The organism is Streptosporangium sp. 'caverna' (genome assembly GCF_003203775.1).
Taxonomy (GTDB): domain Bacteria; phylum Actinomycetota; class Actinomycetes; order Streptosporangiales; family Streptosporangiaceae; genus Streptosporangium; species Streptosporangium subroseum.
The window spans coordinates 731675-747913 of the sequence record NZ_CP029711.1; the positions used below are offsets into that span (position 1 = coordinate 731675).

The window sequence follows — 16239 nt, forward strand, 5'->3', positions numbered from 1 at the left end:
CGGAAAGCGTGGCGCGAGGGCCACGGCTATGGACAGCCAGAGTCTAGTGGCGGTTCGGGCGGAGCGGCCCCCAGACGGAGCGTCGCGGCCTAGCATGGGCACCCCCATGGAAACTACCTTTGTCGGCCGGCTGGCGGAGACCGCACGGCTGGTTAGCCTGCTGAGAGAGTCTCGCCTGGTCACCCTCATCGGACTCGGGGGCATCGGCAAGACGCGCCTGGCGAGCCGGGTGGCCGAGGAGGTCGCGGCGGAGTTTCCCGACGGCCTCTGGATGGTCGAGCTGGCCTGCCTGACAGATCCGTACTTGCTGCCGGAGACGGTGGCGGGCGACCTCGGCGTGGCCGACCAGTCCGCCAGGGAGCAGGAGGAGGTGCTGGCGGAGTGGATGAGCCCGCGCACGGCGCTGCTCATCCTGGACGCCTGCGAGCACCTGGTCGACGCGGTCGCCCCGCTGGTGGACACCCTGTTGCGCGGCGCGCCCGGCCTCCGGGTCCTGGCCACCAGCCGCCAGCCGCTCGGGGTGTGCGGCGAGCACGTCTACCCCGTCCCGCCGCTCCCGGTCGAGGAGGCGGTGGCCCTGCTGCGCGACCGCATGGTCCCGTCCCGGGGCGCGGGCCCGCCCGGTGGCACGGGCGCGGATACGGATCCGTCCGGGAGCGCGGGCGACATGGCGCAGCTCTGCGAAAAGCTCGAAGGCATCCCGCTGGCGATCGAGATGGCGGCCGTACAGCTGCGCACCCGCTCGCCGGAGCAGCTCACCCGGCAGCTGGAAGACCGCTACCGCCTGCTGACCGGGGTCCGCGGGCCGGCACGGCACGAGTCGTTGCGCGCGGCGATGGGCTGGAGCCATGAGCTGTGCACGCCCGCCGAGCGGCTGCTGTGGGCGCGGCTGTCGGCGTTCGCCTCCGGGTTCGACCTGGAGGCCACCGAGTGGGTCTGCGCGGGCGGGCCGCTCCCGGCCGAGGCGGTGCTCGAAGCGCTGACCGGTCTGGTCGACAAGTCGCTGGTGCAGCGGGAGGAGCATTCCACCGGCGTACGGTTCCGCATGCTCGACACCGTCAGGGAGTTCGGCGCCACGTGGCTGCTCCGGCTCGGCGAGGTCGACGAGGTCCGGAGCCGCCACCGTGACCACTATCTCCGCCTGGCCGGGCGGCGCGCCGCGGAGTGGTCGGAGCGGCAGGTGGAGTGGTACGGGCGTATGCGTGCCGAGCGGCGCAACTTCCGCAAGGTGTTCGAACTGTGCCTGGCCGACCCCGAGTGGTCCCGGGCGGGTCTGGACCTGGCAGGCTCCCTGTGGTTCCTCTGGATCTGCTGCGGCATGCAGCGGGAGGGCCGCCACTACCTGGAGGCGGCGCTGCGGGCGGATCCCGAGCCCAGCCCGGAGCGGACCAGGGCGCTGTGGATCTGCGCCTGGGTGGCCGGGCTCCAGGGCGAGCTCGACGTCGCACAGGAGCGGCTCGCCCGATGCCGCGCCGAGGATCCCGAGGGGAGCGCCACCGGCTACGTCATCCAGTTGGAGGGCATGTTCGCTCTCATGCGGCGGGAGTTCCCCCGGGCGGGCAAGCTGCTGGGCGAGGCCATGGCCTGGCACGTGGCCAGGGGCGACGTGCTCTCCGGACAGCTGCCCTGTTACACGCTGGCGGCGCTGAGCCTGCTGGCGGCGGGCAGGCTGGAGGAGAGCGTGGCGAAGCTGTCCGAGGGGCAGGCGCTCTGCGAGGCACACGGCGAGAAGTGGAGCCTGGCCCAGATGGAGTACGTCTTCGCCTGGGCCGAACACTCCAGGGGCAGCACGCCCAGGGCGCTCGGTCACGCCAGGGCGGCACTCACCGGAGCGCGGCTTTTCGACGACCTGATCCTGACCGTCGCCTGTGTCGAGCTGATCGCCTGGGCCACGGTGACGGCGACGACCGCCGTGACGGTGACGGTGACGGCCGCGGTGATGGCGGGATCCGCCGCCAAGGCGGCCCGGCTCCTGGGCGCCGCCCAGACCATCCTGGACTCCTCGGGGCTACCGCAGTTCGGTTCGCCGATCTTCATCAGGATCCGGGAACGGGCCGTGGTCCAGGCCGTCAAGATTCTCGGTGGTGGAGAGTTCGACACCTTTTTCACTCAGGGGCGAGGGCTTGACCTGGCACTTGCGGTGAAATATGCACTGGAGGAGAAAGATCCGTAACCGATGGTATCCGATCGCATCGGATGGGTGACCGGTTCCGTGATTGGCTTGCCACCTCAGCGGAGGGGCTGGAAATTCGGTGGTGGAGACACGCGTGCGCCGGGGCAACGTCCCGGCGGAGACGAGCAGTCTGGTCGGGCGGCGGCGTGAGCTCGACGAACTCGCCGCGCTGGTCGGCAGATCACCGTTGGTGACCGTCACCGGGGTCGCCGGTGTGGGCAAGACCAGGCTGGCGATCAGGACGGCGGGCCGTCTCCGCGACTCCTTCGCCGACGGGGCGTGGGTGGTCGAGCTCTCCGCCCAGCAGAACGGCGACCTGATCGGTCACGACATCGCCGCGGTGCTCGGCCTGCGCGAGCAGGCGGTCCGGCCCCAGAGCGAGGTGCTGGCCGACTTTCTCGCGGACAGACATCTGATGCTGATCCTGGACACCTGCGATCACCTGATCGACGCCTGCGCCGCGCTGCTGCGCCGTGTCCTGGCGGACGCCCCGCACACGCGGGTGCTCGTGACCAGCCGCCGGCCGCTCGGGTTGCCCGGAGAGCGGCTCTTCCCGGTCGAACCGCTGCCCGTGCCGGAGGCGGGAGGCGCAGGCACGGACGCGGTGCGCCTGTTCACCGAGCGGGCTCACGCGCTGGTTCCCGGTCTCAGCCTCGATCCGGAGGCGGTGGCACAGGTCTGCCGCCTGCTGGACGGCATCCCGCTCGCCATCGAGCTCGCCGCCCGGCGGTTGCGGGCTCTGTCGCCACAGCAGATCGCCGAACGGCTGGACGACCGCTTCGCGCTGCTCGTCGGCGGGAGCCGTACTCCGTTCGGGCGCCACCAGACCATGCGCACCGCGGTCGGCTGGAGCCACGAGCTGTGCACGGCGGAGGAGCGTCTGCTCTGGGCCCGCCTGTCGGTCTTCGCCGGGTGGTTCGACACCGACGACGCGCGGGTGGTGTGCGGCGACGAGCGGCTCACCGGGTTCGAGCTGGCCCGGCTCGTGGACGGGTCGATCCTGATCGCCGAGGGGTCGCGCTACCGGATGCTCGCCACGATCCGCGACTACGGCAGGGAGTGGCTGCGGAGGCTGGGCGAGGAGGAGGCCTTCGTGCGACGGCACCGCGACCACTATCTGGCGCAGGCGCGCCGGGCGGAGGCGGAGTGGTACGGCCCGCGCCAGCCGCAGTGGGCCGACTGGGCCCACCGCGAGATGCCGAACCTGAAGGCGATCCTCGATCACGACGAGGAGTTCGACCTGGTGACGGCGCTCTGGTTCGTCTGGTGCTGCCTGGGCCGGGCGGAGCAGGGCCGCCACTACCTGGACCGGACGCTGGATCGGCGCCCGGAGCCGAGCCCGGGGCGGACCAAGGCTCTGTGGGTGCGCGCGTGGACGGCACTCGACGCGGGCGACACGGTCGAGGCCGGAAAGTGGGCGGGCGAGGCCTACGCGGCCGCGATGGCCGACGGAGACCTCGCCGCCGCGGGATGCGCCCGGCGGTGCGCCGCCGCCGTCGCCCTCGCCCGCGGGGACCTCGACGAGGCCGAGCGCCTGGCCACCGAGTCGGCGGAGCTGTTCGAGCGGGCGGTCCACTCCCACATTGGGCTTCCCGTCGCCGAGGTGACCCTGGCGGCGGTGCTCGACGCCCGGGGTGAGCCCGGCAGGGCCGTGGAGGTGCTCGTGCGGCAGTGGGGGCGGTGCGCGGAGCGCGGTGAGCTGTGGGCGAGGTCCCACGGTGATCAGGCCCGGTCGCTCACCGAACTCGGACGGGGGGAGTTCGACACGGCCGACGTCTACGCCCGGGCGGCGCTCGATGTGAAGTGGCGTCTGGGTGATGTGACGGGCAGCGCCATGATGGCCGATCAGCTCGCCGCCATCGCCACGGCCCGCGGTGACGGCCGGAGGGCCGCCGGTCTGCTCGGTGTGGCACAGCGGATGCGGACGGACGCGGAGCGGTCGCAGGGCGGCGTGGACCGGCGTCCCCGGCCCGAGGCGGTCCGGCGGGGCATCGCTCCGGAGCAGCCCCGGCGCGATCCGTACGGACTCCAGGCCTCTCGGGAGCACACCGAGGCCGAGGCAAGGGCCCTGATCGGCGACGCCTGCTACGACCATGCCTTCGCCCAGGGAGTGATCATGGAATCACCTGCCGCGGTGGCCTGGATCCGGGACATCTAGAAGGTCGACCGCCCTCGGTGGTAACGCGCACTCCGAGGTGATTGCGAACCATTTCCTTTTCATTGGTATTCGCGATTCTTGTGCGCTTTCTTCTGTTTGGCGGGATGCGCGGGTTGCCGGACGCCGAGCGGGGCGGAGCGTCGGGGATAGAGGGGAAGTTGTCAGAAGGTGCCGCCGCGGGCGGCGGCTCGCCGTGCCTGGTCCACATCGGGGGTCGAGCGCCGGGGTTTGCCCGTTCTGGCGTTGATTGGTGAATCTGCTGCGTTGTCTGTCAAAAAGTCGTAATTCTCGAGTTTCACGGCGCGCGGGGGGAAATCCGACCTAGACGCGGCTGTCAGATTTGCACTGGAGGAGGAGGAAACCCCACCCGTGGGCGGTCCGCCGACCGCTTCGTGATGCTGAGAAGGTGCGATTCCTCCAAGGTGGTATTTCCACCAGGTGGAAGGAGCGCGAGCCGATGGCACAGGTTCCATGGTGGCGCGGGAACCTCCCCGCGGAGACGAGCGGTTTCATCGGTCACGAGCGCGAGGTGCGACGGCTGCTGAAGCTCCTGCCGGAGGCACTGCTGATCACGGTCACCGGCTCCGGAGGCGTGGGCAAGTCACGAATCGCGGTGAAGGCCGCGGAGGAATGCCGTGACTCCTATCCGGCCGGCGCCTGGCTGGTGGAACTGTCCGGTGAGCACAACGGCGACCTGCTCGCCCACACGGTCGCGGCGGTCCTCGGCCTCCGCGAGCAGTCGGCGCGGTCGCAGATCGAGGTGCTCGTCGAGTTCCTCGCGGACAAGAGGTTGCTGTTGATCCTCGACGGCTGTGAGCACCTCCTGGCCGCCTGCCGCGGCCTCGTCGCCGAGATCCTGGCCGCCGCCCCCGGCGTGCGGATCGTCGTGACCTCCCGCCAGGCCCTCGAACTGCCGCAGGAGACGCCGCTGCCCGTCGAGCCGTTCGAGACGCCCGAACCGGAGATCGGGGCGCCGGGCGCGAACGACGCGCTCCGGTTCTTCCTCGACCGGGCCGGGGCCGCGGTGCCGGGCCTGAAGGTGGACGGGGCGACCCTGGCGGCCGCGGCGAGGATCTGCCGGCGGCTGGACGGCATCCCGCTCGCCATCGAGCTGGCCGCCGTGCGGCTGAAGACCATGACGGTGGAGCGGCTCGCCGACCACCTGGAGGAACGGTTCGACGCCCTGTACGACGAGCGGGCACTGCTCACCCGCCACTGGACCCTGCGCACCGCGATCGGCTGGAGCCACGAGCTGTGCGGCCCCGAGGAACGCCTGCTCTGGGCCCGGCTGTCGGTCTTCGCGGGAAACTTCGACGCGGCGGCCGCCGTGTGGGTGTGCGGCGACCGGCACCTGGTCAACGTGCGTGACCTCCTGGCCGACCTCGTGGAGAAGTCGCTTCTCATCCGGGTTCCCGGCGGCTACCGGCAGCCGGAAACGGTCAGGGACCACGGCAGGGAGCAGCTCGCCCGGCTCGGCGACGAGGAGCGCCTGACCCGGCGGCACCGCTACTACTACCTCGACCTGGCCCGCCAGGCCGACGCCGACTGGTACGGCCCCCGGCAGGAGGAGTGGGCGGACCGCCTGAATTTCTCGGTCACCAACCTCCGTCTCGCGCTCGACTCCGACTCCCCGTCCACCTCGCTGTCCATCGAGCTCGCGGGGACGCTCTGGATCCTCTGGTTCTGCCTGGGCCGGTTGAGGGAGGGGCGCTACTACCTGAAGCGGGTGATCGACGCCGCGCCCGTCACCGATCCCGGGCTGCCCAGACTCCTGTGGACCGACGGCTGCGTGGCCATCGCCCGGGGCGAGCTGGAGCTCGGCCGGCTCCGGGCGGAGGCGGCGCTGTCCGCGGCACTCGACTGGGGCGACTACGCGGCGGCCGGGCAGGCCCAGCTCCGCCTGGCCCGCCGTTCCCTGTTCGCCGGTTCTCTCGACGAGGTCGAGCCCGCCGTCGATCTCGTACGCGAATACTTCAGAAAGGCCGAAGCCGTGACCGTCGGTGAGCCGATCGCCCTGGTAACCCTGGCCACGGCCGCGACGTGGCGCGGCGAGTTCGCCAAGGTCGTCTCCGTGCTGGAGGAGGTACAGCGGCTCTGCGACACGCGCGGCGAGCTCTGGGTCCGCGCCTGCGGCGACTACGTGCTCTCCATCGCCCAGCTCGGCCTCGGCCGCGCCGCCGAGGCGACGGTGGCGGCCCGGCAGTCGCTCGACGTCAAATGGCGGCTCCGCGACGCCGTCGGCGTGGCGCTGGCGCTGGACCAGCTCGCGGTGATCGCCGCGGTCGAGGGCGACGGCCACCGTACGGCCAGGCTCCAGGGCTCGGCGGCGCGGCTGTGCGACACGTTCGGGCTGCGGGGCCTCGGCTCGAAGAGCGTGTCGGAGCCGAGGACGGTGGCCGAGCGCACGGCCAGGCAACTGCTCGGCGACGACACCTATGACGCGATCTTCGCCGAGGGCCACGACGACGACCTCGACTCCGCGATGGCCTACGCCCTCGGCTGACGGCTCTGACGGCTCTGACGGCTCTGACGGCTCTGACGGCTCTGACGGCTCTGACGGCTCTGACGGCTCTGACGGCTCTGACGGCTCTGACGGCTCTGACGGCTCCGACGGCTCTGACGGCTCCGAGAGGCTCATCGAGGGCTTCCGCCGGCTTCACGGACTCCGTGGACCTCGGACTCCACGGACCTCACGGGCTTCGGCTCCACAGAGCTCACGGGCTCCGGCTCCACGGATCTCATGGGCTTCGACGGCCTTTGCGAACTCTGTGGATTCCGATGGTCTTCCCATTGGGTGCTCCCATGCGGTGAAATCTGTCACGACATCCGCGAAGGAGCCCCGACGGACGACGATGAGGCGATAGCCCGCTCTCTGGCCGGTGACCTGGACGCCTACGAGGCGCTGGTCACCCGCTACAGCGCGCTCGCACACCGCACCGCGGCCATGCTCGGCGCCGGGGACGAGGCCGAGGACGTCGTCCAGGAGGCGTTCGTCAAGGCCTACCGCCACCTGGGCACCTTCCGCCGTGACGCGCCGTTCCGTCCCTGGCTGCTGCGGATCGTGGCCAACGAGACCCACAATCTGACCCGTTCACGGGGCCGTCGTGCCGAGCTCGTCGTGAAGCTCACCGAGGTCGATCCCGCGAAGGGAGAGGTTCCCGAGGACGCGGCCGTCGCGACCGATCGGCGGAGCCGGCTCCTCGAAGCGGTGCGCACGCTGCCCGAGCGGGAACGTCAGGCCGTCGTCTGCCGGTACTTCCTTCAGCTGTCCGAGGCCGAGACCGCCCAGGTGCTCGACCTCCCGATCGGTACCGTCAAGTCGCGGACCTTCCGCGGACTGGCCCGCCTGCGTGAGGGGGTGGCACGTGACCTCATCTGACGATCTCGAAGCCGGGCTCCTCGCCCTGGGGGAGACCCTCGACGTCCCGTCCCCGCCTCCCGCCGAGGTGGCGCGGGCCGTACGGGCACGCCTCGAGGCACTCCCGGTCGCGGACGGGCCGCCCGAGCCGGTCGCGGAGGCCGTACGGGCACGTCTCGGATCGGTCGAGGACGCTGACCGTCCCTCGCCGGTACGGCGGGCATGGCGCGCGCTGAGGCCCGGTGCCCGCCCGCGGAGGCGGGCGATCGTCTCCGTCGTCGCGATCCTCCTCGCCCTGTTCTTCGGCGCGACGCCCGCGGGAAGGGCCGCGGTCGTGGAGGTCCTGCGGTTCGCCGGGGTCGAGCTCAGGATCGGCGACCCCGGGCCGCTGCCGTCAGGGGTGCCGAGCCCGCTGCCGGGAGAGCGGAGGGTCACCCTGGAGCAGGCCCGCGAGCAGGTGGCGTTCGCGATCTCCGTCCCGTCCCGGCTGGGCGAGCCCTCCGAGGTCAGGGTGAGCGACGGCGGCCGGGTGGTGTCGCTGTTCTGGCCGGGCGTCAGGCTGGACGAGTACGACGGCGTCCTTCAGGTCGCGTTCCGCAAGGAGCTGGGACCACCCTGGCCGGACGAGGTCAGCCTCGGCACCTCGCAGGCGTGGTGGATTCCGGCCAAACACGGTCTGACCTACCTTCCCCGGGGCGGTGGCGAGGCCTCGGCCCGCGCCCGCCTGGCCGATCCCACCCTCATCTGGCAGCAGAAGGGGGTCGGCCTGCGCCTGGAGGGCGTCGGTGACCTCCAGGGAGCTCTGGAGATCGCCCGCTCAGCCCTCTGACGCCAGCCAGTCGTCGATCCCCTGCAGGAGGTCCTTGCGCACGGACTCCGGGGCCGCCGACGCCCGGATCGACTGCCGGGCCAGCTCGGCCAGCTCCGCGTCGGAGAAGCCGTACACCTGCCGGGCCAGCTCGTACTGGGGCAGCAGCCGCGCTCCGAACAGCAGCGGGTCGTCGGCGCCCAGTGCGATCGGCACGCCCGCGTCGAACAACCTCCGCAGCGGCACGTCCTCGGCGCTCGCCGCCACTCCGAGCCCGACGTTGGAGGTCGGGCAGACCTCGCACGTGATCTGCCGGCGGGCGAGCTTCTCCATCAGCCGCGGCGACTCGGCCGCCCTGACGCCGTGCCCCACCCGGTCCGCGCTCAGCACGTCCACGCATTCGGCCACGCTCTCGGCGCCCAGCAACTCCCCGCCGTGCGGCAGGGACAGCAGCCCCGCCCGCTTGGCGAGCCGGAAGGCCCCGTCGAAGTCGCGGGCCCGGCCGCGGCGCTCGTCGTTGGAGAGCCCGAACCCGACGACGCCCTGGTCCATGTAGTGCGTGGCGAGGCGGGCGAGCGTCTTGGCGTCGAGGGGATGGCGGGTCCGGTTGGCGGCCACCACGACCGCGACGCCTATCTGCGCGTGGTCGGCGGCCTTGTGCGCCGCGTCGAGCATCAGCTCCATGGTCGAGGTGAGCCCGCCGAACCTCTGCGCGTATCCGGACGGGTCGATCTGGATCTCCAGCCAGCCCGATCCCTCCGCCGCCTCGTCCTCGGCGGCCTCGCGCAACAGCCGGTAGACGTCACTTTCCCGCTGGAGACTCGACCGTGCGATGTCGTACAGCCTCTGGAACCTGAACCAGCCCCGCTCGTCGGTCGCCCGCAGCTGGGGTGGCCAGTCGTCCTCCAGCGCGTCCGGCAGATGCAGGTTCTGCTCGCGGGCGAGATCGATCAGGGTCGAGTGCCGCATCGAGCCGGTGAAGTGCAGATGCAGGTGAGCCTTGGGCAGCTCTCTGAGGGGACGTGGCATTTCAACATGGTGCCGCAGGTCTGACGTGCGCTGACAATTTTTGGTCTCAACCTGACGGTTCGTTCGCGAGGTGGGAAGATCGAGAGGAGACCTCGTCGATGAGGGAGGACGCCGGCATGCTTTCCAGAGCCGGGGCCTGGGGCTCCAACCAGAGGAATTCGACGAGGCGGTCTTCGGCGATTTTCCGATCACACGGAGTTTCGACTCCGGATCCGAATGAGTGGCCCCTGCCGGTTTCCACCGAATTTCCGTGCGCAAGAGCGCCGTACATGTCACAGATTGTGTTTCATTCATGAAAATCAGGAGTGTGACTCGCATTACAACAGGAGTGCGAATCCCATTACAGGTTAAGTCTTATCGAAGGAAATGTGAGCAACGGGGTTTCAGTGGGCACTGCCTACGTGCGACCGTAGGTGCACGTGTAGTCAGGACGACGCAGGGGCTGCCATGAGAGCGGATGTCTTCGTCGGCAGGAAAACCGAGCTGGCCGACGTCTCCACCCTGCTCGAAAGGGTGCGTCATGTCACGCTGACCGGTCCCGCCGGCGCCGGAAAGACCTGTATCGCGCTGCGCCTGGCCCGTGCTCTGGAACACGAGCTCCCGGGAGACGTCCATGTCGTCGAGCTGGCCGAGGCCCCGGCCGACCTGGAGGTCCTGACCGGCATGCTCGCCGACACGATCGGCGTTCGCAGGCAGCCGGACGTGCCCGTGCTGCGATCCCTGATCGACGAGCTCATCCCACGCCGCAGTGTGATCGTCCTCGACACCTGCGACCGCGTCGTCGGTGCCGTGGGCGTCCTGATCGGCCTGCTGCTGCGGTCGGTCGAGGGACTGCGCGTCCTGAGCACCAGCAGGCAGCGGCTGGGGCTGCCCGGCGAGCACCTCTACCCGGTCGGAGGTCTGCCCGACGCGGATGCCGCCCACCTGCTCGACATTCTCGCCGGCAGCCGGCTCATCGGGACGGACCCGGAGGAGCTCTGCAAACGGCTCGACAACCTGCCCCTGGCGATCGAGCTTGCCGCGGCCGGCCCCGATCCGGGGGAGGCCGACGTCTTCGCCACCGCCCCCGGCACCCGGCGGCACGGTTCGATGCGCGCCGCCTACGGCTGGAGCCACGAGCTCTGCAGTCCGCAGGAGCGCCTCCTGTGGGCTCGGGCGTCGGTCTTCTCCGGCACCTTCGACCTCGAAGCCGCGGAAGGCGTCTGCGCCGGCGGCGTCCTCGGAGCCGAGGAGGTTCTCGACGCCCTGCTCGGCCTGCTCGACAAGTCGATCCTCGCCCGCGAGGAGGGTGAGGGCGGCGTTCGCTACCGCCTGCTCAACACCGTCCGCGAGTTCGGCGCCGTCTGGCTGGAGCGCCTCGGCGAGACGGAGGAGACGGGGCGGCGCCACCGCGACCACTTCCTCGGCCTGTCCGCCCGCGCCGAGATGAGCTGGCAGGGCAGGCAGCTCGAGTGGTACCGGAGGCTGGTGCTCGAATGCGCCAACATGCGCGGGGCCATCGAATACTGCTACTCCCGGCCCGAGGAATACCGCAAGGGCCTTGACCTGGTCGGCAACCTGTGGTTCCTGTGGGCGTGCTGCGGCATGCAGGCCCCCGGGGACGATCTTCTCCAGCGTGGTCTGGAGCTTGACCAAACCCCCAGCCCCGAGCGGGTCAAGGCACTGTGGGTGCACGCCTGGGTCTCGATCCAGCGCGGCGACCTCGACCGGGCGGAGAGCATTCTCACCGAGTGCGCCGCCGAGGACGCCGACGGCTATGCCACGGCCTACGTCAGCCAGTTCCAGGCCCACCTGGCGGTCGTCAGGGGCGATGTGGTGGAGGCCCTCCAGCTCATCCAGCACGCCCGGGTGCGCCACCGCTCGACCGGCAACGTCTTCCCCGGCTTCCTGCCCACCTACACGGTCGTGGCCACCGCCATGATGCTCACGGGCCGTCATGACCAGGCCGTGTCCGTCCTCGAGGAGGGCCGCGAGCTCTGCGAGTCCTGCGGCGACTACTGGACCCTCATACGCCTGGATCTTCTCCTCGGCCAGGCCGAGCATCTTCTCGGCAACACCGCCTCCGCCGTCGTGGCCGCCCGCGGAGCTCTCCGGGGCGCCCGGCTGTTCGGAGACACGATCTCCCTCATGGAGGCGCTCGAGGTGTTCGTCGTGATCGCGGAGACCGACACGAACGACACGTTCGCCGCGACCATGTTCGGCGCGGCCCAGGCCGCCTGGGAGAACGCCGAGGTCCCGCCCAGCCGTTCGCCCATGATCACGAGCCTGCTCCGCAAGGCGGAGCTGAGGTTGCGCGGCCGAATGGGCAGGGCGGAGTTCGAGCGGCTGAACGAAGAGGGAGGGATGATCGGCCTTCGAGCCGCGGTGGAACACGCACTTCAGGGAGCTTTTTCTTGACCTCGCGCGGGAACCTTCCGGCCGAGATGAGCAGTTTCGTCGGCCGTGCCTATGAGCTGGAGGAGATCGGGAAGCTCCTCGCCCGAACCCGTCTGCTCACCTTGCACGGCTCCGGCGGGGTCGGTAAGACGCGCCTGGCCCTGAAGGCCGCGCAGAACGCGCGGAAGGACTATCCCGACGGCGTCTGGGTGGTCGAGCTGTCGCCGGAGACCAACGGCGACCTGCTCGCCGGCCGCATCGCCGGGCTGCTGGGCCTGCACCTGCAGTCCGGACACTCGGTTCTGGAGGCGCTCACCGAGTTCCTCGCCGAGCGGCGCCTGCTCCTGGTCCTCGACACCTGCGAGCACCTGGTCGGCCCCTGCAGCGACCTGATCGTCTCCATCCTGACCGATGCGCCCGACGTCCGGATCATCGCCACCAGCCGCCAGGAGCTCGGCCTCCCCCTGGAGGTCGTCATGGTCGTCAACCCCTTTCCCGTCCCCCCGCCCGAGACCGCCGACCTCGCCAGCTACGACGCGATGAGCCTCTTCCTGGACCGCGCGAAGGCCGTGGCCCCCGGGCTGCGCACGGACGAACGGGCCATGATGGCCGTCGCCCGGCTCTGCCGCAGGCTCGACGGCGTGCCGCTCGCCATCGAGCTGGCGGCCAGCCACATGCGCGGCCTGTCCGCGATCCAGCTCGCCGACCAGCTCGACGACCGGTTCAAGCTGCTGGCCGACGGTGACGGCCTCCTCATCCGCCACTACACGCTGCGCACCGCCGCGGGCTGGAGTCACGAGCTGTGCACTCCCGCCGAACGCCTGCTCTGGGCCCGTCTGTCGGTCTTCGCGGGTGCCTTCGACGTCGAGTCCGCCTGCGGCGTCTGCCAGGACGAACGCCTGCCCGACGTGCCCGCCGTGCTCTCCTCGCTCGCGACGAAGTCCGTTCTCGCGCGGGTGGGCGATCACTACCGCATGCTCGACACCATCAGGGACTACGGGCGTGACTGGCTGAACGAGCTCGGCGAGGGCAACCTCATGATCCGCCGGCACCGCGACCACTACCTGTCCACCGCCCGCCGCATGGACGCCGAGTGGTACGGCCCGCGCCAGCTCGAATGGGCCTACTGGGCGCACAAGGAGCTCCCCAACCTCCGTACGGCCCTCAACCGCTGTCTCACCGCCGGCAACCATCGGGCCGCCCTGGAGCTGAGCGGGGCCCTGTGGGTGCTCTGGTGCCATCTGGGCCTCATCCGGGAGGGCCGCTACTACCTCGACCGCGCGCTGGCCGCCTCCCCCGGCCCCAACCCGGCCAGATCCAAGCCTCTCTGGGCCGTCGCCCACCTCGCGCTCATCCAGGGGGACATGGTCCTGGCCCGCAGCCGGGCCGAGGAGTGCCTCGAGAACGCGCGGCGGTACGGCGACACCGACGCGGAGGCGAACGCCTACCTGCGCCTCGCCGGCAGTTGCCTGTTCACCGCCGACCTCGGCGGCGCGCGGGCGTACGCGCTGGAGGGAGCGGTCAAGTTCCGGGAGACGGACCCGGAATCCGTGAAAGGGCCGTCCATTCCCCTGCTCCTCGCCATGGCGGCCACCTTCGGCGGCGACTTCGACGAGGCGGTGGAGATCCTGCGGGAGGTCCGCCTCCGCTGCGAGGCCTGTGGCGAGCTGTCCCAGCGTTCGCTCTGCGACTACGTTCTCTCCCTCGCCCTTTTCAACCGGGGCGAGGTCGCCGGGGCGGCCGAGGCTGCCAGGGCGTCGCTGGAGGTCAAATGGCAACTGCGCGACGTGGTCGGCAGCGTCCTCGCCATCGACCAGATCGCACGGGTCGCCGCGGCAGCGGGTGACGGCGAGCGCGCCGCCTGGCTCCTGGGCGCCGCCCAGCGCATCTGGATCACCTTCGGCCTGCCCGGCCTCGGAGCCGACGCCATGACCCGCCCTCGCGAGAGCGCCGCGACCCGTGCCATGGACCTGATCGGCCCGGCCGCCTACGCCGTGGCGTTCGAGGAGGGCGCGACCTCCCACATCGAGGCCACCGTGGCCTACGCCCTGAAACCTCTGGAGATCTGACCCTCGGATCCACGGACCGGAGGCGCGGTTAAGGCGGCAGACGCCGCACGGAGATCTGCCCCTCGGATCCGAGGGGCAGGCGGCGCCCGCCGTATGGAGATCCGACCCCCGGATCCGGGGCGAAGGCACCCGCCGCGGGAAGACCCGGCCCCCGGATCCGCGGATCCGGGGGTGGTGAAGAGGCGGCGCCCGCCGCCCGAGCCCGATGATCGTCGCGACCCTCGGCCCGGGAGACGAGACGGACCTCGGGATCGATATCGACGAGGGCCGGGCCTCTCGCGTCCGGTACGGCTAGCGGCTCTCGCCCAGGAACTTGGCGATCCGGCCGACTCCCTCGATGAGGTCGTCGTCGCCGAGGGCGTAGGACAGGCGGAAGTAGCCCGGGGTGCCGAAGGCCTCGCCAGGGACGAGGGCGACCTCGGCCTCCTCAAGGATGAGCTCGGTGAGCTCGGCGGAGGTCTGCGGGCGCCTGCCGCCGAAGTCCTGGCCCAGCAGCCCCTTGACCGACGGGTAGACGTAGAACGCGCCCAGGGGCTCGGGACAGAGCACGCCCGGGATCTCGTTGAGCATCCGGACCATGGTCCGGCGGCGGCGGTCGAAGGCCTCGCGCATCTCGGCGACGGCCGACAGGTCGCCGGTGACGGCGGCCAGGGCCGCGATCTGGGCCACGTTGGAGACGTTGGAGGTGGCGTGCGACTGCAGGTTGGTCGCGGCCTTCACGACGTCCTTGGGGCCGATCAGCCAGCCCACCCGCCAGCCGGTCATCGCGTAGGTCTTGGCGACGCCGTTCAGCACGACGACCTTGTCGCCCAGCTCGGGAACGACGGTGGCGATGCTCGCGAACGTCGCGTCGCCGTAGGTGAGGTGCTCGTAGATCTCGTCCGTGACGACCCACAGGTCGTGCTCGACGGCCCAGCGGCCGATCGCCTCGACCTGCTCGGGGCTGTAGACCGCGCCGGTCGGGTTGGACGGGGAGACGAACAGCAGGACCTTGGTGCGGTCGGTGCGCGCCGCCTCGAGCTGCTCGACGCTCGCGAGATAGCCGGTGGTCTCGTCGGTCACGACGTCGACCTGGACCCCGCCGGCCAGCTTGATGGCCTCGGGATAGGTGGTCCAGTAGGGGGCGATGACCACGACCTCGTCACCGGGGTCGAGCAGCGTGGCGAACGCCTGGTAGACGGCCTGCTTGCCGCCGTTGGTGACCAGCACCTGGGCCGCGCCGACCTGGTAGCCGGAGTCGCGGAGCGTCTTGTCGGCGATGGCCTGCTTGAGCTCGGGGAGGCCGCCGGCCGGCGTGTACTTGTGGAACCGGGGGTTCCGGGCCGCCTCGACGGCCGCCTCGACGATGTAGTCGGGAGTCGCGAAGTTCGGCTCTCCGGCGCCGAAGCCGATGACCGGGCGGCCCGCCGCCTTCATCGCCTTAGCCTTGGCGTCCACGGCGAGCGTGGCGGACTCGGAGATCGCGGAGATGCGTGCTGAGATGCGAGGACGGGTCATGCGTCCATGTTTACAGATCCGCCCCGCCGTCTCCGCTCCTTATCCATGATGCGGACGGCGGGTCACGGTCCCCGCGCGCCGTTCACGATGCGGCCGGCCGGCCGCGGGCACCGCGCGCCGTCCATGAGGCAGACGGCGAGTGACAAGCCGTACAAGCCGTACAAGCACGTAAACGGGTCCTTGATCTGGGCAATCGGCCGCTGGTTCGACGTAGTGGCCATTCCGACGTAGAATCCGACGTGGTCTTTCCGCCGCATGCCTGAACCGGCGGCGTGAGACCGTGAGCCGCGACCAAACTTCGGTCCAACCGATGTATGGTGGTTCATGTCTTAGGGCACTAGCGCAATTGGTAGCGCACCGGTCTCCAAAACCGGCGGTTGAAGGTTCGAGTCCTTCGTGCCCTGCGAGGAGCGGTCCGCGCATCTGGCGTCTAGCGCGCCGCTGATATGCGTTGGACTCGACGGATCAGGTGAGGACTGTGGCGATCGACACGCGCGGCGAAACCGCAGACAAGCCGAGTGGTGAGAAGAAGGCCAAGCGCACTTCTCCCGCCCTTTTTTATCGGCAGATCATAGCTGAGCTGCGTAAGGTCATCTGGCCTACGCGCAAAGAGCTTATCTCTTACACCATCATCGTTCTGGTCTTCGTTGTGATCATGATCGGAATCGTGTCCGTGCTGGACTACGTGTTCACCGAGGGTGTGCTGAGAATCTTCGGCGGAGCCTGAACCGGCATCCGGCGGGTTGTCCCGCGGTCAGTCCATTCAGCCCA

General features: G+C 70.4%; 10 protein-coding genes and 1 tRNA gene. 9 read left to right on the forward strand and 2 right to left on the reverse strand.

Features of this window, described 5'->3' with window-relative positions:
• Positions 1–106 precede the first annotated feature (106 nt).
• The 5 genes from DKM19_RS03470 (at position 107) to DKM19_RS03495 (ending at position 8518) form a co-directional block, all read left to right on the forward strand.
• Positions 107–2173: an NB-ARC domain-containing protein gene (locus DKM19_RS03470; protein ID WP_110694461.1), complete on the forward strand. Its 2067-nt coding sequence runs from the start codon at positions 107–109 to the stop codon at positions 2171–2173.
• A gap of 79 nt (positions 2174–2252) precedes the next feature.
• Positions 2253–4331, forward strand: coding sequence for an AAA family ATPase (locus DKM19_RS03475; protein WP_162641277.1), 2079 nt, complete (start codon positions 2253–2255; stop codon positions 4329–4331).
• A gap of 457 nt (positions 4332–4788) precedes the next feature.
• Positions 4789–6834, forward strand: a complete 2046-nt coding sequence (locus DKM19_RS03480) for an NB-ARC domain-containing protein (protein ID WP_110694463.1) — start codon at positions 4789–4791, stop codon at positions 6832–6834.
• Between the two features lie 291 nt (positions 6835–7125).
• Entirely contained in the window at positions 7126–7710 is a 585-nt protein-coding gene (locus tag DKM19_RS03490) for an RNA polymerase sigma factor (RefSeq protein ID WP_204358641.1), read from the forward strand.
• Entirely contained in the window at positions 7697–8518 is an 822-nt protein-coding gene (locus DKM19_RS03495; protein WP_110694465.1) for a hypothetical protein, read from the forward strand. Before DKM19_RS03490 ends, DKM19_RS03495 begins: the two co-directional genes overlap by 14 nt.
• On the opposite strand, the gene DKM19_RS03500 is transcribed toward DKM19_RS03495, so the two are convergent.
• Positions 8507–9526 (reverse strand): adenosine deaminase, encoded by a 1020-nt coding sequence (locus DKM19_RS03500; protein ID WP_110694466.1) that lies wholly within the window; start codon positions 9524–9526, stop codon positions 8507–8509. The two genes, DKM19_RS03495 and DKM19_RS03500, sit on opposite strands and share 12 nt — an antisense overlap.
• Before the next feature lie 447 nt (positions 9527–9973).
• Here DKM19_RS03500 and DKM19_RS03505 point away from each other — a divergent pair, with 447 nt between their 5' ends.
• Both DKM19_RS03505 and DKM19_RS03510 read left to right on the forward strand, forming a co-directional pair.
• Complete coding sequence (locus tag DKM19_RS03505) at positions 9974–11923, forward strand: hypothetical protein (protein ID WP_110694467.1); 1950 nt, start codon at positions 9974–9976, stop codon at positions 11921–11923.
• Positions 11920–13971 (forward strand): AAA family ATPase, encoded by a 2052-nt coding sequence (locus tag DKM19_RS03510; protein ID WP_110694468.1) that lies wholly within the window; start codon positions 11920–11922, stop codon positions 13969–13971. Before DKM19_RS03505 ends, DKM19_RS03510 begins: the two co-directional genes overlap by 4 nt.
• Before the next feature lie 291 nt (positions 13972–14262).
• On the opposite strand, the gene DKM19_RS03515 is transcribed toward DKM19_RS03510, so the two are convergent.
• Positions 14263–15468: a pyridoxal phosphate-dependent aminotransferase gene (locus DKM19_RS03515; protein WP_110694469.1), complete on the reverse strand. Its 1206-nt coding sequence runs from the start codon at positions 15466–15468 to the stop codon at positions 14263–14265.
• A 331-nt stretch (positions 15469–15799) separates the two neighbouring features.
• Here DKM19_RS03515 and DKM19_RS03520 point away from each other — a divergent pair.
• Together DKM19_RS03520 and secE are read left to right on the forward strand one after the other, a co-directional pair.
• A tRNA-Trp gene (locus DKM19_RS03520) sits at positions 15800–15872 on the forward strand.
• 74 nt (positions 15873–15946) lie between these two features.
• The gene (gene secE, locus DKM19_RS03525; protein ID WP_089210234.1) at positions 15947–16195 is read left to right on the forward strand and encodes a preprotein translocase subunit SecE; all 249 of its coding nucleotides are present in this window, start codon (positions 15947–15949) and stop codon (positions 16193–16195) included.
• The last annotated feature ends 44 nt before the right edge of the window (positions 16196–16239 follow it).

What these genes read in the sequence shown, in the direction of transcription:
- DKM19_RS03470 (WP_110694461.1), top strand. Translation starts at nt 107, where the DNA reads ATGGAAACTACCTTTGTCGGCCGGCTGGCGGAGACCGCACGGCTGGTT.
- DKM19_RS03480 (WP_110694463.1), top strand. Translation starts at nt 4,789, where the DNA reads ATGGCACAGGTTCCATGGTGGCGCGGGAACCTCCCCGCGGAGACGAGC.
- DKM19_RS03500 (WP_110694466.1), bottom strand. Translation starts at nt 9,526, where the DNA reads ATGCCACGTCCCCTCAGAGAGCTGCCCAAGGCTCACCTGCATCTGCAC.
- DKM19_RS03505 (WP_110694467.1), top strand. Translation starts at nt 9,974, where the DNA reads ATGAGAGCGGATGTCTTCGTCGGCAGGAAAACCGAGCTGGCCGACGTC.
- DKM19_RS03515 (WP_110694469.1), bottom strand. Translation starts at nt 15,468, where the DNA reads ATGACCCGTCCTCGCATCTCAGCACGCATCTCCGCGATCTCCGAGTCC.